This is a genomic window from Kitasatospora sp. NPDC054768, assembly GCF_053612025.1.
The window spans coordinates 14,497-33,776 of sequence record NZ_JBSHBN010000038.1; the positions used below are offsets into that span (position 1 = coordinate 14,497).

At 75.2% G+C, this 19,280-nt stretch carries 17 protein-coding genes; 8 read left to right on the plus strand and 9 right to left on the minus strand.

The window, feature by feature from the left end; genetic code table 11:
- Window positions 1-78 precede the first annotated feature (78 nt).
- From ACWGKU_RS14405 to ACWGKU_RS14415, 3 genes are all read right to left on the minus strand, one after another.
- The gene (locus ACWGKU_RS14405; RefSeq protein ID WP_452178848.1) at window positions 79-1,320 is read right to left on the minus strand and encodes an MFS transporter; all 1,242 of its coding nucleotides are present in this window, start codon (window positions 1,318-1,320) and stop codon (window positions 79-81) included.
- A 65-nt stretch (window positions 1,321-1,385) separates the two neighbouring features.
- Window positions 1,386-2,390, minus strand: coding sequence for a HEAT repeat domain-containing protein (locus tag ACWGKU_RS14410; protein WP_401051699.1), 1,005 nt, complete (start codon window positions 2,388-2,390; stop codon window positions 1,386-1,388).
- A 3-nt stretch (window positions 2,391-2,393) separates the two neighbouring features.
- Window positions 2,394-3,065, minus strand: a complete 672-nt coding sequence (locus ACWGKU_RS14415; protein WP_452178849.1) for a HEAT repeat domain-containing protein — start codon at window positions 3,063-3,065, stop codon at window positions 2,394-2,396.
- Window positions 3,066-3,303: 238 nt separating this feature from the next.
- Between ACWGKU_RS14415 and ACWGKU_RS14420 the strand changes: the two genes are divergently transcribed.
- Window positions 3,304-4,167: a hypothetical protein gene (locus tag ACWGKU_RS14420; RefSeq protein WP_401051694.1), complete on the plus strand. Its 864-nt coding sequence runs from the start codon at window positions 3,304-3,306 to the stop codon at window positions 4,165-4,167.
- Between the two features lie 33 nt (window positions 4,168-4,200).
- On the opposite strand, the gene ACWGKU_RS14425 is transcribed toward ACWGKU_RS14420, so the two are convergent.
- Window positions 4,201-6,924, minus strand: coding sequence for a LuxR C-terminal-related transcriptional regulator (locus tag ACWGKU_RS14425; protein ID WP_452178850.1), 2,724 nt, complete (start codon window positions 6,922-6,924; stop codon window positions 4,201-4,203).
- Between the two features lie 147 nt (window positions 6,925-7,071).
- Window positions 7,072-7,962: a YhjD/YihY/BrkB family envelope integrity protein gene (locus ACWGKU_RS14430; protein ID WP_452178851.1), complete on the minus strand. Its 891-nt coding sequence runs from the start codon at window positions 7,960-7,962 to the stop codon at window positions 7,072-7,074.
- Window positions 7,963-8,281: 319 nt separating this feature from the next.
- On the opposite strand from ACWGKU_RS14430, the gene ACWGKU_RS14435 reads away from it, so the two are divergent.
- Window positions 8,282-9,901, plus strand: a complete 1,620-nt coding sequence (locus tag ACWGKU_RS14435) for an MFS transporter (protein ID WP_452178852.1) — start codon at window positions 8,282-8,284, stop codon at window positions 9,899-9,901.
- Window positions 9,902-9,941: 40 nt separating this feature from the next.
- Here the strand turns inward: ACWGKU_RS14435 and ACWGKU_RS14440 are convergent, their stop codons facing one another.
- Window positions 9,942-11,348, minus strand: a complete 1,407-nt coding sequence (locus tag ACWGKU_RS14440; RefSeq protein WP_401055868.1) for a DUF2252 domain-containing protein — start codon at window positions 11,346-11,348, stop codon at window positions 9,942-9,944.
- A complete protein-coding gene (locus tag ACWGKU_RS14445; protein ID WP_452178853.1) occupies window positions 11,345-11,698 on the minus strand; it encodes a hypothetical protein in 354 nt (117 codons plus the stop codon). The genes ACWGKU_RS14440 and ACWGKU_RS14445 overlap by 4 nt, the downstream gene beginning before the upstream one ends.
- A gap of 177 nt (window positions 11,699-11,875) precedes the next feature.
- Here ACWGKU_RS14445 and ACWGKU_RS14450 point away from each other — a divergent pair, with 177 nt between their 5' ends.
- Window positions 11,876-12,412 (plus strand): hypothetical protein, encoded by a 537-nt coding sequence (locus ACWGKU_RS14450; protein WP_452178854.1) that lies wholly within the window; start codon window positions 11,876-11,878, stop codon window positions 12,410-12,412.
- 82 nt (window positions 12,413-12,494) lie between these two features.
- Here the strand turns inward: ACWGKU_RS14450 and ACWGKU_RS14455 are convergent, their stop codons facing one another.
- Both ACWGKU_RS14455 and ACWGKU_RS14460 read right to left on the minus strand, forming a co-directional pair.
- A complete protein-coding gene (locus ACWGKU_RS14455) occupies window positions 12,495-12,794 on the minus strand; it encodes an SHOCT domain-containing protein (RefSeq protein ID WP_452178855.1) in 300 nt (99 codons plus the stop codon).
- Window positions 12,795-12,864: 70 nt separating this feature from the next.
- A complete protein-coding gene (locus ACWGKU_RS14460; protein WP_401056028.1) occupies window positions 12,865-13,368 on the minus strand; it encodes a DUF6325 family protein in 504 nt (167 codons plus the stop codon).
- A 394-nt stretch (window positions 13,369-13,762) separates the two neighbouring features.
- Between ACWGKU_RS14460 and ACWGKU_RS14465 the strand changes: the two genes are divergently transcribed.
- The 5 genes from ACWGKU_RS14465 to ACWGKU_RS14485 all read left to right on the plus strand — a co-directional run bounded on the left by ACWGKU_RS14465 (window position 13,763) and on the right by ACWGKU_RS14485 (window position 19,265).
- The gene (locus ACWGKU_RS14465) at window positions 13,763-15,028 is read left to right on the plus strand and encodes a hypothetical protein (protein ID WP_452178856.1); all 1,266 of its coding nucleotides are present in this window, start codon (window positions 13,763-13,765) and stop codon (window positions 15,026-15,028) included.
- A gap of 152 nt (window positions 15,029-15,180) precedes the next feature.
- Window positions 15,181-15,615, plus strand: coding sequence for a DUF7144 family membrane protein (locus ACWGKU_RS14470; RefSeq protein ID WP_401048330.1), 435 nt, complete (start codon window positions 15,181-15,183; stop codon window positions 15,613-15,615).
- 388 nt (window positions 15,616-16,003) lie between these two features.
- A complete protein-coding gene (locus ACWGKU_RS14475; RefSeq protein ID WP_401048332.1) occupies window positions 16,004-17,278 on the plus strand; it encodes a helix-turn-helix domain-containing protein in 1,275 nt (424 codons plus the stop codon).
- Window positions 17,279-17,433: 155 nt separating this feature from the next.
- Window positions 17,434-17,877, plus strand: a complete 444-nt coding sequence (locus tag ACWGKU_RS14480) for a cobalamin B12-binding domain-containing protein (RefSeq protein WP_359898267.1) — start codon at window positions 17,434-17,436, stop codon at window positions 17,875-17,877.
- Window positions 17,878-17,933: 56 nt separating this feature from the next.
- On the plus strand, window positions 17,934-19,265 hold the full coding sequence (locus tag ACWGKU_RS14485; RefSeq protein WP_401048334.1) for a methylaspartate mutase: 1,332 nt from the start codon (window positions 17,934-17,936) through the stop codon (window positions 19,263-19,265).
- The last annotated feature ends 15 nt before the right edge of the window (window positions 19,266-19,280 follow it).

Consider the following 19,280-nt stretch of genomic DNA (forward strand, 5'->3'; position numbering starts at 1 on the left):
CGGGCGGTGCAGGGGAGTCGGCGTGCGGAGACACCGACCGATCGCTGCGGCAGGATGGTTGAAGGGGTGGGCGCCGCTCTACGGGACTTCGGCCTCCTCCCGTAGATCGCGTGCGGCGTGCGGGAGTTGCACCGCGGGGCGGCGCAGTGGGGTGCGGAGGCGGTGGGCCAGGGCGGCGGCGGCCACGCAGAGGGCCAGTGCGGTCCAGAGCAGCGGGGGGTTCTGCAGGCCCAGGCCGATGACGGCCGGTCCGACCGCGTAGGACACCGTCCAGGTCAGCTGGAACAGGGACATGTACGGGCCTTCGTCGCCCTTGGGGGCCATGGCGACCGCCGCCGCGGCCGCGGTGGGCTTCGAGGCCAGTTCGGCCAGGGCCAGGACCGCCGCCACCAGGACGGCGAGCGGGCCCTGGAGGGCGTGCGGGGCGGTGGAGACGGCCGCGGTCAGGGCGATGGCGACGGCCACCGCGCCGATCGACAGGCGCAGGACCCGCGAGCGGCTCCAGCCGGAGAGCCGGCGGCTGATCCGCATCTGCAGGGCGGTGGCGGTGGCGTAGCGGACGGCGACCACGACGGTCGGCCACCAGGCGGCCTGGTGGAGGCTCTCCACCAGGTAGACGGGGAAGGCGACCGTCGGGATCAGCCAGGCCGCCGACAGCAGCGTCTGGGACGCGACCAGGGACATGAAGGGCCGGTCGCGGAGCGCCGCCCGGGTGTTCGATCTGGCTGCCCTGCGCGCGGGCCGCTCGGCGGCCGGCACGGTGACCCCGAGCAGGAGGACGGCCGCGAGCAGGGAGCTCGCGCTGTTCAGGGCGAGCGCGACCCGCAGGCCGTGTCCGCCGGCGAGCGCCATCAGGGCGGTCGCCCCCAGCGTGCCGACCCCCAGCGAGGTGGTCTTGAGCACGGTGACCGCGGAGAACCACTCGGTGAGCTCCGCCGGTTTCGCGAACCGCGCCACCAGCGTGGGCCAGGCGGCCCCGTAGAGGCGGTCGGCGGCCGTCACGAGGAAGCTCACGGCGGCCACGGTGGGCAGGTTCCCGGCCGCGAGGAACAGGCCGTACCCGAGCGCGGTCAGGACGTTGCTGACGAGCAGACAGGACTTGGGCCCCGCCGCCTGGACGAGCCGTCCGCAGAGCGGCACGACGGCGAAGGACGCGATCGACCCGACCGTCACGGCGGTGCCCGCGGCGGCCGCCGGGAAGTGCTGGACGGTGACGAAGAACAGCAGCGACAGCGGCAGGAAGACGCCGGAGCCGAACGTGTCGATCGCCACCGAGAGGAACAGCCGCCGCTGCCGACGGAACCGCCCGGCCCCTGTCACGCCACCCCCACCCTCGAACCCCCGGTCACCCCTGCCCCGATCGGATCCCCCGATCGCGGTCGCGACTACCGCGTGTCGCGCAGCTTGAGAATGTACGTCGCGGTCAGCGCGACCGCACGGTCCTCGTCCCGCGTCAGCTCCGCGAGGGCGCGCGACGTCGTGCTCCCCGGGACGTCCGCGAGCGCCTGGGCCAGCCTCCGGCGGGCGTCCGGTCCGACGCCGTCGAGGGCGAGTCGGTCGACCAGCCCGGTGGCGATCCGGTCCGCCAGCGCGGGGTCGTTCGCCAGCGCGCCCAGGGTGTCGGCCGCGTCGGCGTCGTTCGCCGCCTCGACGATCATGTCGATGAGCGTCGGGACCGCGTCGGCGACGCCACGGGCGCCGAGCGCCAGCGCCGCGTACCTGCGGACCACGGCGTCGGGGCCGCCGAGGGCGTCCCGCAGCAGTGCGGTCGCGGTGCCGTCCGGCAGTTCGGCGAGGGACCGTACGGCACGTTCGCGCACCTCGGCCGCGGGCGAGCGCAGGCCCTGCGCGAGCAGGGCCGCCCCGGCGCCGCCGGCCTGCGCCAGCGCCCAGCGGAGGGCCCCGGCGACGTTCGGGTCCGACTCGCCCAGCACGGCCTCGACCAGCGCCTCCACCGGCACCGCGACGTCCTCGCCCGCGGACAGCGCGGCGCGCTGCCGCGCCCCCGGGCTCTTCGACTCCAGGGCCTGGAGCAGCGCGACGACCTGGAGCACCTCCTCCCAGCCGGCCGGTCCCGCGGCGTCGATCCGCCGCAGCCGGGTGAGCAACTCGGTCTCCGCCGCGATGCGTTCGCGTGTGCGGCGGATGAGGTCGGCGACGAGTTCGGCGGGCGCGAAACCGGGGTCGTCGAGGGCCCGCCCGACGTCGCGCAGCGACAGGCCCAGCGACCGCAGGCTCTCGATGTGGAAGATCCGCCGGATGTCCTCGTCGGCGTACCGGCGGTAGCCGGAGCCGGTACGGCCCGTCGGCCGCACCAGTCCGAGCGACTCGTAGTGTCTGAGCATGCGGGCGCTGACCCCGGAGCGCCGTGCCACGTCGCCGATCAACACTGCCTACCGTCCCTCCCGGCGGCCCTCGCCGAGGACCGCCGTGCGCTTCGCCTCCTCGATCGCGACCTCGAATCCGGCGTCCGGGTCGCGCCACAGCCGCTCCGTGGCGAGCGCGTGGGCGCGCACCCGGGGGTCGGGGTCCGCCGTCGCGGCGTCCAGTGCCGGCAGCATCGCCTCCCCGAGCGCGATCAGCGCCCGGCTGAGGCTCAACCGCGTCCCGCGTCCGCCGCGTCCGAGCTGAGCGGCCAAGACTACGGCCAACTCGCGCTCCCCACCGTCGGGCACGAGCACGACCGCGGCCCGCCAGGCACTGCGGGCCACCTCCTCGTCGGCGTCGGCCAGCAGCGCCGGCGTGATCGCCGGCCAGGCCCGCCGGTCCCCGATCTTGGAGAGGGTGTGCAGGGCCTGGCTCCGTGCCTGGGCACCGTCCGCGCGCACCTCGTCGAGCAGCAGCGGGACCGTCACCGCGGCCTCGTGCCGGGTGAGCGCCCAGGTGAGCATCTCGCGCACGGTGAACTCGGGCTCGACCGCGCACCGTTCGACCAGCCCGCCGACGAACCGCGGGTGCGGGTCGCTGCCGACGGCCATCGCCGCCCGCAGCCGGACCGACGAGTCGTCGTGCGCCAGACCCCGCAGGGCCCGCAGGGTGTTCGTGTCCTCTTCCGCCCCGACCATCAGGACCACCTCCTCGGCAGCAGTGAAAGCCTTGTCACCGTGTCAAGGTCAAACGGCCGGGAGGCGGGACGCGCCGCGGGTTCGTCCCCGATCACCCGGGCCGGGTGATCCGGCCCCGGGGCGGCTGCCGACCGGCGGGGTTATTCTGCGGCTGATGGGCGGATCGGAGAGTGCGCGGCGACGACGGCCCGGCGTGGTGGGACGACTGCTGAGGACGCTCCGGGCGGATCCCTCCCACATGCCCGAGCGGCTGGCGGCCTTCGTGGTCGACTACCTGGGCCCCCAGGCGGCCGAGACGGCCGCGGCGCTGCGCGGACCCGGGCAGGCGGGGACGGCCCGGCAGGATCCCACCGAGCAGATCATCGACCGGGGTGTGCGCCGGACCGTGGTGGAGGGTTCCTTCCTCGGGGGCCCGTTCCTGCTCCTGCTCCCGGTCGCGTTCGTCGCCGCGCTGCTCGCCCAGCTGCGCATGGTGCTGGAGCTCGCGGCCCTGGCCGGCCACGACCCCTGCGGCGACGACGCGGCGGCACAGATCCTGGTGGTGCAGGGGGTCCATCCGACGGTGGAGCAGGCGCAGGAGGCCCTGCGGAAGGCGGCGCGGGCCGGAACCGGGGGGCGGGACGAGGCCTCCTGGCCGTCCGTCGTCCGCCGCCAGGCCTATCTGATCGGCCTGTTGACCCCCGAGGACCCGGCGCGTTCGGCCGTGCGCAAGTGGCTCGGCTGGGCCGGCCTGGGCGTGCTGCTCCTCGTCGGGACCGTGGTGCCGTTCGTGTGGGTGCCCGCCTGCGGACAGATGTACTGCCGCGCCACCGGCGAGCTCGCCGACCGGGCCCTCCTCCGGTTCGGGCTGACGGCGTCCGCGGCGGCCCAGGCGAGGAGGACCTCGTCGATCCTGCGTCCGGGCATGCTCCTGGTGGCGCTGCGGACCGTGGTGGCGTGCCTGGCGACCGCGGGCGGGGTGCTGTTCGTGCTGCTCACCGGGGCCCGGGTCGCCGGCCACGCGTGGCTCGCGATGTTCCTCGTGCTGCTCGGGCTGAGTGCGGTGGCCGTCGGCTGGCGCTGGTTCCGTGCCCGGAGGCACCGGCGCACCCGGGCGGGGTAGGCGCGGGCCGGCCGCCGCGGGGGCGGCGCGAGGTCAGAGCAGGTCCAGTGCGCGCGCCCGCCGCACGGCCCGGTTGCGCCCGGTGACGGAGAGCTTCCGGTTGATGCTCTTGAGGTGCGTCTTGACGGTGTTCACCGAGAGGAACAGCCCGGCGGCGATCTCCTCCGTGGACAGCATCTGTGCCGCCAGTCTCAGGACGTCCAGTTCGCGGTCGCTCAGCGGTTCGACCAGGGCGTCGGTCGCGGCGGTGTCCCCGGACGCCCCGGCCGGGAGGCCGGGCAGGAGGTCGGCGGGCAGCCAGCCGTGGGAGTCCGCCAGCTCGGGCCGGGCGTGCAGCAGGTGCCGCAGCCACGGCCCGGCGTCCCGGAACGGCCGGCGCAGCCGCTCCGGCCGGGCGACCGCGAGGGCGCGGGCGAGCAGGCGCTGGGCCGCGGCCTCGTCGCCGAGCGCGAAGGCCGCCTGGGACCGGGCCAGCAGGACCCGTACGGTGATCGCGGGCCCGTGGCCGTCGCGCTCCGGGACCGCCTCCAGGATCCGCAGGGCGCTTCGGTTCTCCCCGGCGGCGAGGTGCGCCCGGGCGGTGGCGACGGCGTGTTCCGGACCGTCCGCGCCACTGCGCTCCAGCGCCTCCAGCGCGGCGGCCGGGTCCCCTTCGGCGAGGTGCCCGGCCGAGACGGCCACGGCCACGGCCTCCCGCACCCAGGGCGGCGGGGGGTCGGTGGCGGGACCGCCGTCCGCGAGCCCGCCGAGGAGGTCGAGGGCCGCGCGGGGGCGGCCCTCGGCCAGCAGCGTCCTCGCCCGGACGATGGCGATTCCCGCGGTGACGGCCGGGTCGTGGTCGGCCGCGGCCGACCGGGCGGCCCGGTCGATCGCCGCCCGCGCGGTCGGCAGGTCGTCGCGGTCGACGGCGAGCGCGGCCAGCACGAGCTGGCCGGCCCCCGTGCGGGATTCCGGGGACAGCCCGGAGCGTTCGGCCTCGGCCCCCGCCTTCCGCAGGTGGGCCTCCGCCGGCCCCGGCCTGCCCCGCAGCACGTCGATCAGGGCGAGTCGGGTGAGCGATTCGTGGCGCGGACAGGCCGTGGTGGGGTCGTCGGCCGCCGCGGCGGCGGCGGACAGGGCCGCCCCGGCGGCGTCGAGGCTGCCCTTCCAGAGCAGCGCGGATCCGAGGTCGGTCAGCCGGAGCGCGGGAAGTTCCGGGTGCTCGCCCAGCAGACCCGGCGGGACGTCCTCCTCCAGCCGCGCGGCCTGGACGGCGGCGGCCCGGGCCATGTCGGCCGAGCCGAGCAGTCGGCCCGCCAGCACCCGGAGGTGGGCCGCGCTGAGCAGGGCCGTCGGAACGTCCTCGACATCGCGTTCGGACAGCAGCGTCTCGGCGCGTCGGAGGTGGTCGAGTCCGCGGTCCACGTCGTGGCGGGCGAGATCGCGGGCCGCCCGGACCAGTTCCGGGGCGGGCCCCCGGGCGTCGGGCGCCATGTCGGCGAACAGGCGGTCGAGCCGGTCCGCGTCGCGGCCGGTGAACAGCCGTCCGATGGCCAGCCGGTCGACGACCTGCGTCGCGGCGAACTCCCAGTCACCGGCCGCGGCGGCGTGCACCAGCCCGTCGGTCAGGTGTCCGGCCGCGGTGAGCCAGCGGGCCGCCCTGCGGTGGAGCGCCCGGTCCAGCCCCGGGCTGCGTGCCGCCAGCTGGACGCGCAGGATCTCGGCGAACAGCGGGTGGCAGCGGTACCAGGAGCGGCCGACGGGTTCGACGAAGGTGTCGGCGCGCGCGAGGTCGGCGAGGATCCGCGCGCCGTCCGTCCGGCCGGTCAGGGCGTCGGCCAGCTCGGGGTGGATCTGGTCCAGGACGCTCGTGCGCAGCAGGAGGTCCTGGGTCTCGGCGGGCTGGGTGTCGAGGACCTCGGCGAGCAGGAAGTCCGCGACCGTGCTGCGGCAGGCCTCGAACTCCTTCAGGTACGCCTCGGGGTCGGCGGCGCCCTGGGCGGCCAGGGCGGACAGTCGCAGACCGGCGGCCCAGCCGCCGGTCCGCTCGGTCAGCGTCCGGACGGTCCCGGCGGAGAGGGCGAGGCCGTGCCGCCGCATCAGCGCGGCGGTCTCCCGCGGGCGGAAGGCCAGGTCGGCGGCCCGGATCTCGGTGGCGCAACCGGAGGCGCGGTAGCGGTGGAGCGGCAGGCGCGGCTCCGTGCGGCCGATCAGGACCAGCCGCAGCCCCTGGCCCGCGTGGCCGAGCAGGAAGTGGAGTCCGGAGGCGACCTCGGCGGACGACACGTGGTCGAACTCGTCGAGGACGAGGACCACGGGAGCCTCGCGGCGGCTCAGGTGGGCGGCCAGCCGGGCCAGCAGCGTGTGATCGACCTCGTCGGCCCGGGCGGGGGTGCCGATGTCGTCCGGCAGGGCGACGCCGTGGTGCCGGAGGGCCTCCAGCAGGTAGGCCCAGAAGACCCCCGGCGCGTTGTCCTCCCGTTCCACGGTGAGCCAGACCGCGGAACCGCTCAGCCGCGTCCTGGCCAGCCAGTCGGCGACGAGCAGGGTCTTCCCGGCCCCCGCCGGGGCGTTCACCAGCAGGAGGGACGTCCGGAGACCGTCGCCGAGGCGCTCGGCCAGCCGCGGCCGGTGCACGAAGGTCCCCGGAATCGGGGGGACGGCGAAGCGGGCCGCGAGCACGGGATTGCCGCCGGGTATCCGGGTCGGCCGGGCGGAGCGGTGCCGAGGTGCGTCCGCCGGACGGGCGGGGGAGTCGACGGCTGGGCTGAGGGGCATGGTGCTCACCTCAGGGTGGGGTACGGCGCATGGTGAGCGCGGATCGCTGACAGATCCCATCCTGGCCGACGCCGTCCGACCTGGCAAAGGGGCCTCCCGGCCCACCGGTGGGGGCGGTCCGCCCCTGCGGTGCCCTTCCGGCGGCCCTCAGTCCTCGTCCGCCGGGACCGGCTCCGGAGTCGAAAGGAGCCGGGCCAGTCGTCCCTGGCTCGCCACCACGTACCCGATGCCGATGCCGAGCGTGATGGCCGTGAACACCACGATGAGCCAGCTGAGCAGGGTGAAGACCAGGCCGAGCGGGCCGAACTGGGTCACGCTGCGGTTCAGCGAGCGGGGGACGTAGAGCCGCGACACCCAGGCGAGCGTGGTCAGCGCGGCCCCGGTCAGCACCGCCCCCGGCAGCAGCGGGAGCCAGGGGATCCGGCCGCCGAGCAGCAGGTGCTGGGTCCACCACCACAGCAGCGTGGCGGTGACCAGGTAGAACAGGACCCCGAGGCCCGTGCCCGCCCCGAACCCGGACCGCACCTGGCCCTGGAGGATCAGGGCGGTCAGCCAGACCAGGAGCCAGGCGAGCCACCGCCAGGCCGCCAGGCGCCCCGCCAGGTGGGGCAGGTACCAGCTCCGCTCGCACAGGCGTTGCAGGATGCGGCTGCAGCTCGTGGCCGAGAGCAGGGTCACCATGATCCCGATGCCGCCGAAGGCGTCGGTGGTGGACTCCTGGCCGCTGGGGTGGAGCGCCCCCTTGATCTCGTCGAGCGATTGGCCCTGGAGCCCCAGGACGGTGCGCAGCGACTCGGAGACGCTGTTGCGCACGTCCTGGGGCATGAAGGCGGCCAGCACGAACAGCACCGGGATGGCGGTCAGGAAGGTTTGGGCCGCGAGGCGGGTGGCCGTGTCCAGGACGTGGACGTGGAGCAGTTGGGCCGCGAGCCGGCGCAGGAACGGGACGTCGCGCAGGGTGGCCGTCCGCCCCCTCAACCAGGCGGTCCTGGCGCGGATCCATGCGGCGCGGCCGGGTTCACCACGCTGTGCCGCCACCCCGGGCTCCTTCCGGTCGATGCCTGCCCCCGGTCCGTCGCGGCCCGTCGTCGGCCGAGCGCCGAGGGTTCCCAGACTGGGCGACGGGACGGTGTGCGGCACCCCGGGCGGTCCGCCGTTCGGCGCAACCCGTGGGCACCGGCGCCCTCCTGCCCCGCCGGTCCCCGCCGATCCGGTGGGACCGGGCCGCGCGTCGGCGCGCCGCGGGGGGACCACCGGCCGCGGCGGCCGTCCTCGACGGGCGACCCGGTCACGAGGGGGCGAGGGTACGAGGCAGGCGCGTACGGACCGCGTGGGCCGGTGAGCGGGAGGAGTCACGGTGAAACGCTGGAGAGCGCTGATCGTCCTGGGCATGGCGCAGTTCCTGATGGTGCTCGACGCCTCGGTGATGAACGTGTCCATCAGCCAGCTGGTCGAGGACTTCGACACCGAGGTCACGGCGATCCAGGCGGTGATCACGCTCTACACGCTGGTGATGGCGGCGTTCATGATCACCGGCGGCAAGCTCGGCGACATGTTCGGGCGCCGACGGATGTTCATGGTGGGGCTGGTGGTCTACGCCGTGGGATCGGCGATCACGGCGGTGGCGCCCACCCTGGGGCTGCTGGCGCTCGGCTGGTCGGTGATCGAGGGGCTGGGTGCGGCGCTGGTCCTTCCGGCACTCGCCGCGCTGGTGGCCGGCGCCTACCGGGGACGGGACCGCGCGACCGCCTACGGTGTCATCGGCGGCCTGTCCGGGGCGGGCATCGCCGTGGGGCCGCTGCTCGGCGGATGGCTGACCACCTACCTGACGTGGCGGCTGGTCTTCGCCGGCGAGGTCGTCCTGGTGGTGGTCATCCTCTTCCTACTGCGCTGGATCGAGCGGCAACCGGTACCGGAGCACCACGAGCGGATCGACCTGGTCGGTGTGCTGCTGTCGGTGTCCGGGCTGGGGCTGGTGGTGCTGGCCGTGCTGCAGAGCAGCACCTGGGGCTGGCTCCAGCCGCGCAATCCGCCGTTCACCGTCCTCGGATTCTCGCCGACGCTCTTCGCCGTCGCGCTCGGCGGGGTGCTGCTGGTGCTGTTCCGGGCGTGGGAGCTGCGCCGGGAGCATCCGCTGGTCAGGTTCGCGCTGTTCCGCATCCCACCGCTGAGGTCCGGCCTGCTGATGCTCTTCTGCCAGAACCTGATCCTCCTCGGGTTGTTCTTCGTCATCCCGCTCTACCTCCAGGTCGTCCAGGGCGAGAACGCCTTCGAGACCGGTCTGCGGCTGCTGCCGGTGTCGATCACGATGCTCGCCGCCTCCATGTCCGGCTCGCTGCTCACCCGCTTCGCCTCGCCGAGGACGGTGGTGCGGATCGGGCTGCTGGTGCTGTTCGCCTCGTCGCTGTGGCTGGTGGGCACCGTCCAACCGGAGCTCGACGACCTGTCGTTCGCGCTGGCGATGGCCGCCCTGGGGATCGGCATGGGGCTGCTCGCCTCGCAGCTGGGCAACGTGGTGCAGTCGAGCGTCGGGGAGGAGGACCGCAGCGAGGTCGGCGGGCTGCAGTACACCGCGCAGAACCTCGGGTCGTCGCTGGGCACCGCGCTGATCGGCGCCATCCTGATCGGCGCCCTGACGGTGGCGTTCGGCAACGCCGTGGCCGGGCACCCGGAGATCTCCGACGCCGTGAAGCAGCAGGCGGGCATCCGGATCGAGGCGGGCGTCACCTTCGTGCCCGCGGACCAGCTCGCCACCGCGCTCGCGCAGAGCACCGTCCCGCCGCAGGAGGCGGCCGCCGTCGTCGACTCCTACAGTGCGGCCCAGCTCGACGGCCTCAAGGTGTCGCTGCTGGCCGCCGCCGCGATCACGCTCGCCGCCTTCGCCTTCACCGGTCACCTGCCCGCGCGGCGGGTGCCGCGCGGGAGCGGGCCGGAGCGCGGGGGGACGGGCGGCGGCGGGGCGACGGCCGGGGCGTAGGGCCGCACCGGTCCCCGCTCGGGGGCTCGCCGGGGCCGCCTCACACCCCGGACCGGGCGGTGATCCGGCCGCTGTCGATCGCGGCGGTGAGCGCGGCGTGGTCGGCGCCGGTCAGGTCGGCGTAGGTGAGGGCGAAGTCGGCGATCGCGCGGTCGAAGACGTCGCCGGAACCGAGGTACGCCGCGATGGCGACGCGGTCCCCGGTGCGCGCGTGTCCGCGGGCGAGGGTGCGGCCGCACAGCTCGGCGTACCCGTCCAGCAGGCCCTTGGGCATGCCGTCGATGACGGCGGAGCCCTTCATGTCGCGCAGCTGGCGCCAGTAGAAGTCGCGGCCGGCCGGGCCGGTGGCCCAGCCGAGGAAGATGTCGCTGACGGCCTGGAGGCGGCGCTGTCCGGCGACCACCCGGCGGCCCTGGTGCCGGTGGACGCTGGGCGCGAGGTGCGGTTCCAGCACGGACCGTTCGGCCTCCTTCACCTGGAGGAAGAGCGGCTCGCCGGTGGCGCGCGCGCGGAACAGGCCGATGTGGCAGCGGGTGCCCACGCTGCCCACGCCGACCACCTTGCGGGCCGCGTCGATCAGTTCGAAGCGGTCGAGCAGCGCCGCCCGCTCCTCCGGCAGGGTGTCCCGGTAGTCCAGGAGGATCTGCCGCAGGTGGGGCAGGTCGGCGGGGTCCATCGGTTCCAGCAGCGGCGGGTCGGCGACGATCCGGGGCTCGCCGTCCGGGCCGGGCTCGGTGAGTTTGGCCAGGGCCTGCAGGCTGGTGCGCGCGCGTGCCTTGGCGATCGTGGTCCGGACGCGCTTGCGGTACTTCGACTGCTGGACCAGCGGCAGCAGTTCGGCGGTGTCCACCCGTTCGTACCAGACGTCGAGTTCACCGAGGCCGGCGAGCCGTCGCATGGCGAGCCGGTACGCCCGGGCGGACGACTGCGCCACGGCCCGGGCAGAGGCGTCGGATTCGCCGTTCTCGCGTGCGGCCACGGCGATGCTGGCGGCCAGGCGTTCGACGTCCCACTCGAAGGGGCCGGGCAGGGTCTCGTCGAAGTCGTTGAGGTCGAAGAGCAGGGCGCGCTCCGGCGAGGCGAAGAGCCCGAAGTTGCACAGGTGGGCGTCCCCGCAGAGCTGGACGGTGAGGCCGGTGTTCGGGGCGGTGGCGAGGTCCGCGGCCATGATGGCGGGCGCACCGCGCAGGAAGGCGAACCGGGAGGCCGCCATCCGGCCGTAGCGGATCGGCACGAGCTCCGGGACGCGGGTGGCGGCCTGGGCCTCCAGGACGTCGACGGGGTCCGCGCGGTCCGGCCCGGGGGTCCAGGTCCCGTGGGCCGAGCGCGGCACGTTCCGGCGGGCCCGCCGCCCCGCCGAGACCGAGTCGGGGGCCGACCGCTCCACCCGCTCACCGTCGTCGGCTCCCGGGGGCCGGCCGGGCGCCCCGGTCGGTGCCGACGTCATGCCGACACCTGCCGGTGCGTGGTCCGGGTGGCCTGTCTGATGGTCTCGACGACGTGCGCGACGGCGTGGGCCATCGTGCCGGTCAGGAGGAACAGGAGGGTGATGAGGATCCAGCCGTCCTTCTCCTCGACGCCGAGGTCGGCCGGGTGCACGGGGCGGACCGGCGTGGGCGCGCGCTGCGGCGCGGGGCGCAGGAGTTCCCTGGCGATCGCGAGGATGCCGGACAGCGCGTGGCCGATCGCGCCGGCCATGAGCATCGAGGCGCCGAGCACGATCCATCCGACACGTCCGACCTCGTCGGGTGAGGTCGTGGTGGTGGGACGTGACGCCTGGTGGTGGGTACCGAGCACGGGGCTCGCCTCCTTGCGGGGGAGGGAAACATCCTTCCCCTCACGCTAGGGGCGGTGGCCGGAGCCCGGGTCACCCGGCGTGGGTGAGCGCGGCCGTGCCGGAACCCGCGGTGCGGGTGATGATGGCCGCGACGGACCCCATCGGCCGTCTCCGCGGCGATGACGGGAGCAGGCGTCGTGACAACGTCCCGCGGTGGTACCCCCGCCCCGCGCGACCCGGCCCCGCGCGATCCGGCCCGGGGCGGAATCCGGAAGCGGACCGATTACGCCGGAGCGGTGTACGGCTCGATGCTCGCCGCCTCCGTGATCGCGGCCTCCAGCCTCACCGAACCGCACCCCCGGCTGTCGCTCATCCTGCTGCTGGTGATCACCGGGATCGTGTTCTGGATCGCGCACGTCTACGCGCTGGTGGCGGGGGAGCGCGAGGCCGGCCACCAGGTCACCTGGAGCCAGGTGCGCGAGGTCGGCCGGCACGAGTGGCCGCTGGTCGAGGCGTCGGCGCTGCCCGCCCTGGCGGTGCTGGTCAGCCCGTGGCTGGGGGCGGGGGAGAACGCCTGGCTCGCCCTCGGTGTCGCCGTGGCGCAGCAGGTGGCCTGGGCGACGCTGGGCGCCCGCCGGGCGGGCGCCTCGTCGGGCCAGATCCTCGCCGAGGGGGTGGTCAACCTGCTCCTGGGCCTGGTCATCGTGGCGGCCAAGGTCGCCGTCGGGCACTGAATCACCCGCGGCGGGTGAGGCCGCCGCCGTGCCGACCGTGTTCAGCGCCGTGCCGACGGTGCTCAGTACCGTGCCGGCGGTGTCAGCCGGCCAGGAGCCGCTGCTTCTGCGTGGCGAACTCCTCCTCGGTGAGGACTCCCTGGTCCTTCAGCTGCGCCAACTGCTGCAGCTGGGAGATCTTCGCGTCCACCCCCGTCGGGGCGGGTGCGGCGGGTGCGGCGGGTGCGGCGGGAGCGGGCGGCGGGGGCGGCGGTGCTGGTTCGGCCGCCACCTCCTGTTGCGCCCAACGGCCCGCCTGGCGACGGGACACCCGGTTGGACACGGCGGTCGCCGTTCCGGCGACGACGGCGGTGCGCGCGACACCGCGCAGCAGTCCAGGCATGACGCGTACTCCTCTCGGTGGCTTCAGGTCTCGGCGACTTCGCGTCCCGGTGGCTTCAGGTCCCGGGGCTTCACGCGGTGGCGGACGGCCCGGAGGCGGAGCCGCCCGGCGCGTCCGTCGGTTCGTTCCCGCCGGCACCGTCCAGCTCGTCCAGGGAGCGCAGCAGCTCGGGCATCGGCACCCGGCCACTGGCGACCAGCCGGGCACCGCCCCGGCGCAGGGCCGTGGCGAACGGGGCGGCCCAGGTGTTCTCGTAGATGAGCACACCGGCCGAGTTGCCGGGCTCGATGACCCCGGCGGCCTCGCTCAGGTCGCCGGCGTCGAGCAGGCCCGACCCGGCGCCCTCGAAGACGGCCAGGTCCAGTCGGCCGTCGCCGTCGAAATCGGCGATCTCCATGCCCGTGACGGTGCCGTCGGCGTCCTTGCGCACGAACGCGAAGTCCAGGATGCGGATCACATTCCGGTCCACCAGGTCGACCAGCAGCGGGAGTGCTTCCCCGGTCATCCGGTTGCCGGGGAACTCGACCACCACGTAGTCGATGGGCCCGGTCTCGGCGAGGACGTCCTCGGCCATGGCGGTGCTCCTTTCGGGGGAGTCCCTCGCCCGTCCCGGCGGGCCGGGCGCTGATACCGACCGTACGGGCCGCCGACGCGCCGGCGGATCACCTGCCCGGGGTGAGGCGGCGGCCCGGTGCCGGGCACGTCCCGGACCGGGCGGAGGGTGGGCGGCCGGGTCGCGCCCCTCGTCCGGGTGGCCCAGCCCGGGGTGCCGGGCGGGGGCCCCTGCGGCGTGAATGGTGTCCAGCGGCGCCGTGGCCGCGCAGCGAATGCCGGGAGGGCCGTTGAACGGGCCGAGTGAACCCCAGCCGTCCGAGCCCCCGACGGGCGGGCCGGTGAACGGAGGCGCCACCGCGGGGCCCCGGCACCCCTCCCGGGCGGGCCGGATCGTCAGGAGCACCGTCTCGGCCGTGCTGATCACGCTGACCTGCATCCTGGTGCCGGTCTCGCTGCTCACCGTCTGGGTGCACGACATCGCGCTGGACACCGACCGGTACGTCAGCACGGTCGCGCCGCTGGCCACGAACCCCGCGATCCAGGACGCCGCGGTCAACCGGATCACCCGGGCGGTGGACGTGAAGGTGGACGGTCCGGAGGTCGCCTCCGACCTGGCCGCCTGGCTCCAGTCGCAGGGCCTGCCGCCCCGGGCCGCGTCCGCCGTCAAGTCGCTGGGGCCCAAGATCGACGACGCGGTGGACCAGGTGGTCTCCAAGGCGGCGACCAAGGTCGTGCGGAGCGACGCCTTCGACACCGTCTGGACGCAGGCGAACCGCGCCGCCCACACGGCCGTGGTCCAGGCCCTGACCGGACACGGCCGCGGCGCGGTCGGAGTCAGCGACGGCACGGTCACCCTCGACGTCGGGAAGGCCGTGGACCAGCTGAAGGACCAGCTGGTGGCCGCGGGGCTGACACCGGCCGAGAAGATCCCGGACGTGAACAAGCATCTGGTGCTGTTCCAGTCCGACAAGCTGGCCAAGGTCCGCGGGGCCGCGCACGCGCTGGACGTGATGGGCAACTGGCTGCCGGTGATCACCGTGGTGATCGGTCTGGTCGGCGTCCTGCTGGCCCGGCGCCGGCGCCGGGCCCTGGTGTCCACGGCGCTCGGCGCGGCGGGGGCCGGCCTGGTGGTGGCGATCGCCCTGGTGATCGCCCGGCACTACTACCTCGACCACCTGCCGCCCGCCGTGCAGTCCCGGGATGCCGCGGCCGCGGTCTTCGACACGCTGCTGAGGTTCCTGAAGGTCAGCCTGCGCACCCTCGTCGTCCTGGGCGTGGTGGTCGCGCTCGGCGCCTACCTCTCCGGGGCGGGACGGCTGCCGCGGGCCGTGCGCGGCGGGGCCGACCACGCCGCCGACTCGGTCGCCGGCTGGAGCGGCGCGCACGGCGTGCACACCGGACGGGCCGGAACCTGGACCGACGCCCACCGCCGCTGGCTCGCCCTCGCGGCGCTGCTGATCGTGGCCCTGGTGTTCGCCCTCTGGAACCACCCGACGGTGCTGACCGTGCTGCTGCTCGTCCTGGTGCTCCTCGTGGTCCTCGCCGTCCTGGCCCTGCTCGCCGCCTCCGGACGGGTCGCCGGCCCAGGACGGGGCGGTGCGCCCGGCGGGGCCGACGCGCCCGGAGGCGGCGGGGCGTCCGGAGGCGGCGGCGCCGAGAACCCCCGGGAGGAGAGCTGAAGGGGCTCCACCAGGGACGTCCGGGCCACGGCCGCGGCCGGCCCGCGCCACGACAGGACGGGGATCCGGTTCTACCGTGAACGTAGGACTTCTGTTCCACCCTCCCGCCTACCGCGGTCCGCGAGGCGGTTGCCATCGAAGGAGTCACCGTCATGACGAGCAGCGTCAGTGGAGTCGGCAGCAGCCAGATCCCCCAGCCCCAGCGGCACCCATACGCGTCCGGGTGGACCATCTTCGCGGGGGTCATGCTGATCACCGGCGGTCTCATGGCGGTCTTCGAGGGGATCTCCGCCATCGCCAAGGACGACCTGGTCGTCGTCACCCGCAACTACGCGTACTCGCTGAACAGCGCCGGCTGGGGGTGGATCCACCTCATCCTCGGCGTCCTGATCGTCGTGGCGGGCGTGGCGGTCTTCAGCGGCGCCCTCTGGGCCCGGATCTTCGGTGTCGCCCTCGCCGGGCTGGGAATGATCGCCAACTTCCTGTGGCTGCCCTACTACCCGGCGTGGGCGATCGTCCTGATCGCGATCGACGCCCTCGTCATCTGGGGGCTGTGCCACGGCGGCCTCAAGCAGGCGGCCGAATGACCCCCGAGGAGGCCCGTCCCTGACCGTTCGACCGGCCCGGATCCCGGCATCCGCCGAGGTCCGGGCCGTTGCGTGCCCACCGGGAGCATCGGCGCCGTCCCGCCGCGGAGGGGTCCCCGTCGGGCCCGGACGGGCGGCGGGACGGCCTGTGAGGCCCGGGTGAAGGTCGTGGGTGGGGCCGGTGATCGGCCGTTGATCGGGCGTAGACGGCGAGCCAGGAGCATCGGGAACCGGAGGGAGCCGGTCGGAGGCCACAGCCTGATCGCCGGGTCCCGTACGGCCGGACCACGGGCCGTGCGGGCGCCCGGAGCTGAGGCCGCCACCGGTCCCGACGCCAGGAGGAGTCCGGACCACGAAGGGCAGACGAGGCATGGACGGCGGGCAGTCGGTGCAAGCGGTGAGAACGGCGGCGGGCTTCGGCGAGCTGCTGCGGCTACGGCGCGAGCGGGTCGGGCTGACCCAGCAGTGCCTGGCCGATCACGCGACCCTGAGCGTGCGGGCGATCCGGGACATGGAGAGCGGCCGGGTGCGCCGGCCCCGCAACGAGACCGTCCGGCTGCTGGCGGACGCGCTGCGGCTGGAGGGCCGCAGCCGGACGGACTTCGAGGAGACCGCCCGCCGGCACCCGCTCGCGGACGAGCCGGTGGCCGAGCCGGCCGCCCCGCCGGTGGCCCGCGGGGCGATCGTCGGCCGGGACATGGAGGCCGAGGTGCTGGCCGACGCCTTCGCCGTGCACGGGGACCGGCTGGTCTCGCTGGTGGGCCTGGGCGGGGTCGGCAAGACCCGGCTCGCCCTGGAGGTGGCCCGCCGGCTGCACCTGGCCGTCCGCTGGTCGGTGCGCTGGGTGGACTGCGGCGGCGGCCCGCACCTCTGGCGCGCGCCGCTGGACGACCTCGCCCGGGACATCGGCGAGCGGCCCGCCCTGCTGGTGCTGGACGGCGCCGACGGCGGGGTGGACGCCGGGCAGCTGGACGGGTTGTTCCACCGCTGCCCCGGGCTGCGGGTGCTGATCACCGCCCGGGAGGCCCGGCCGCTGCCCGGGGGACAGGTCATCCCGCTCGCGCCGCTGCCCGTCCCGGCCCCCGAACTCGACGCCGAACCGGAGGCGCTGGCGCAGGTCGGGGCCGTCCGGCTGCTGCTCTCGCACCTGTGCCGGCTGCGCCCCGGCTACACCCTGGAGCGCTCCGAGGCGCCCGCCGTCGCGGAGCTCTGCCGCCGCCTGGACGGCCTGCCGGGCGCGCTGGAGCGCGCGGCGGGGTGGGCGCTGGTGCAGTCCACCTCCCAGCTGGTGGCCGGGCTGGCGGTCGTCCCGTTCACGCTGGCGGCGCCGCCCGTGGTGTTCGGTGCGCGCGGTGACCTGCGGGACGAGGTGGAGCCGGCGATCCGGCGCCTGACGGAGCGCCAGCGCGCCCTGCTGGAGGTGCTCGTGGACGAGCCGGGGGACTGGTCGGGGGAGGACGCGGTGGTCCGCAGCGGCTGGACGCTTCAGGCCTGCCTGGCCACGGTGCACGAACTGCTGTCGCGCGGGCTGATCCGCAGCGTGCCCGCCCGGGACGGCGTGCGCTTCACGGTGCTCAACCTGTGCCGGCGCCTCGTCCGGGAGGAGCCCGGGATCCGGCTGGGGCCGGCGGGGGACGGCCCGCTGCTGGCCGTCGCGGGCTGACCGTGAGGCGTCGAACGGCTGCCGATTCTGCCGCTTAATGCCGCAGGAGCTGCCGCTTGCCGGGCCCGATCGTTCCTAGCGTTCTCCGTGGGGCCGGACCGCCGCGGGAACGCGCCGGAACGCCATCGAGGATCTCTACCGATGAGGGCTGAGTCGTGGAGCACGGAAACGCCGAACAGAACGGTCTGGACGTCGTCGTGACGACGACGGCCTCGGATTCGCACACCTGGAACCTGGTCTTCCTCCAGTTCCTGCTGGAGGAGACGGGCCACCGGGTGACGAATCTGGGCGCATGCGTCCCGGACGCGCTGCTGATCTCCGAATGCCGCCGGATCGAACCGGACCTGATCGTGATCAGCAGCGTCAACGGGCACGGCTTCCAGGAGGGCCTGCGGGTGATCGAGGCCCTCCGCGCCTGCCCGGAACTGCGGCGCACCCCGACCGTCATCGGCGGCAAGCTCGGCATCGCCGGGGCCGACGACCCCGACCGCGAGCGGACGCTGCTGGCGGCCGGCTTCGACGCGGTCTTCGAGGAGGGCGCCGCGGTGGCCGGGTTCCGCGAGTTCGTCGGCGGACTGCGCTCCGGGGTCCTGCTGTGACGGATCCTGCTGTGACGGATCCTGCTGTGACGGATCCTGTGGTGACGGATCCTGTGGTGACGGGCCCCGCAGTGACGGGTCCCGCCCGGGCGGGCTTCGGCGCGTTCGTGGCCCAGGCCGCCGAGGCCGGCGCCCTGGTGGTCCAGCCCCGGATGGGCATGGCGCGGGCGGCCGTGATGCGGGAGGGCCTGCTCGCCACCCGGGGGGCGGCCGCCGTCACCGTCGGCACCATCACCCTGGACAGCTACACCCGCACCGGCGACCTCGACGCCGCGCGGCGCGCCCTGGCCGCCGGGGCGGGCCTCAACGGCTACCCGATCGTCACCCACCCGGTCGAGGTCACCCGGGAGGTGCTGCGCGGGGTGGCGGACGCGGGCTTCCCGGTGCAGGTCCGGCACGGCTCGGCCGCGCCGGAGCGGATCGTCGAGGCGCTGCTGGCGGCCGGTCTGGACGCCACCGAGGGCGGACCGGTCTCCTACTGCCTGCCGTACGGCCGCACCCCGCTGCACGAGGCGGTGGCGCGCTGGCGGCGCAGCTGCGAAATCCTCGCCTCCGTCCGGGAGTTCGGCGCCGAGCCGCACCTGGAGACGTTCGGCGGCTGCATGATGGGACAGCTCTGCCCGCCCTCGCTGCTGATCGCCATCAGTGTGCTGGAGGCGCTGTTCTTCCGTCAGAACGGGCTGCGCAGCATCTCGCTCAGCTACGCCCAGCAGGCCAACGCCCGCCAGGACGAGGAGGCGCTGGCCGCGCTCGGCCGGATCGCGGGGGAGCTGCTCGCGGACGTCGACCGGCACCTCGTGGTGTACGCGTACATGGGCGTGTACCCGCGCTCGCCCGGCGGCGCGCGGCTGCTGCTGGAGGACGCGGCGCGGCTCGCGGTGCGCGGCGGCGCGGCCCGGCTGATCGTCAAGACCACGGCCGAGGCGCACCGCATCCCCACCGTCGCCGAGAACGTCCGGGCGCTGGAGACCGCGGCCGCGGCCGCCGCGGCGGAGCGGGGCCGGCCACGACCCGTCGCCGCGCCGGACACCGGGATCGAGGCCGAGGCCAGGGCGCTGATCGGCGCGGTGCTCGACCTGGACGCCGACGTCGGGCGGGCCCTGGTGCGGGCGTTCGCGGCCGGCTACCTGGACGTGCCGTACTGCCTGCACCCCGACAATGCCGGGCGGACCGGCAGTTCGCTGGGCCCGGACGGCCGGCTGCACTGGTCCGGCGTCGGCTCGATGCCGATCGCGGGGCTCGTCGAGCGCGGCCGGGCGCCGATCCTCGGCTCGGCCGGGCTGCTGGCCGCCCTCTCCCACGTCCGGCGCGGCTACGACGGCCGGGCCGAGTACGCGGCCGCCTCCGTGGCGGCGTCCGCCGCCCGGGGCCTGCCGGTGGCGCGCTGAGCCGCCCGCCGGGCC

Bases quoted from the DNA above. Each gene is read 5' to 3' on its own strand.
- ACWGKU_RS14425 (WP_452178850.1), bottom strand. From the start codon at position 6,924: ATGCCCCTCAGCCCAGCCGTCGACTCCCCCGCCCGTCCGGCGGACGCA.
- ACWGKU_RS14460 (WP_401056028.1), bottom strand. From the start codon at position 13,368: ATGGCCGAGGACGTCCTCGCCGAGACCGGGCCCATCGACTACGTGGTG.
- ACWGKU_RS14440 (WP_401055868.1), bottom strand. From the start codon at position 11,348: ATGACGTCGGCACCGACCGGGGCGCCCGGCCGGCCCCCGGGAGCCGAC.
- ACWGKU_RS14455 (WP_452178855.1), bottom strand. From the start codon at position 12,794: ATGCCTGGACTGCTGCGCGGTGTCGCGCGCACCGCCGTCGTCGCCGGA.
- ACWGKU_RS14470 (WP_401048330.1), top strand. From the start codon at position 15,181: ATGACGAGCAGCGTCAGTGGAGTCGGCAGCAGCCAGATCCCCCAGCCC.
- ACWGKU_RS14420 (WP_401051694.1), top strand. From the start codon at position 3,304: ATGCCCGAGCGGCTGGCGGCCTTCGTGGTCGACTACCTGGGCCCCCAG.
- ACWGKU_RS14415 (WP_452178849.1), bottom strand. From the start codon at position 3,065: ATGGTCGGGGCGGAAGAGGACACGAACACCCTGCGGGCCCTGCGGGGT.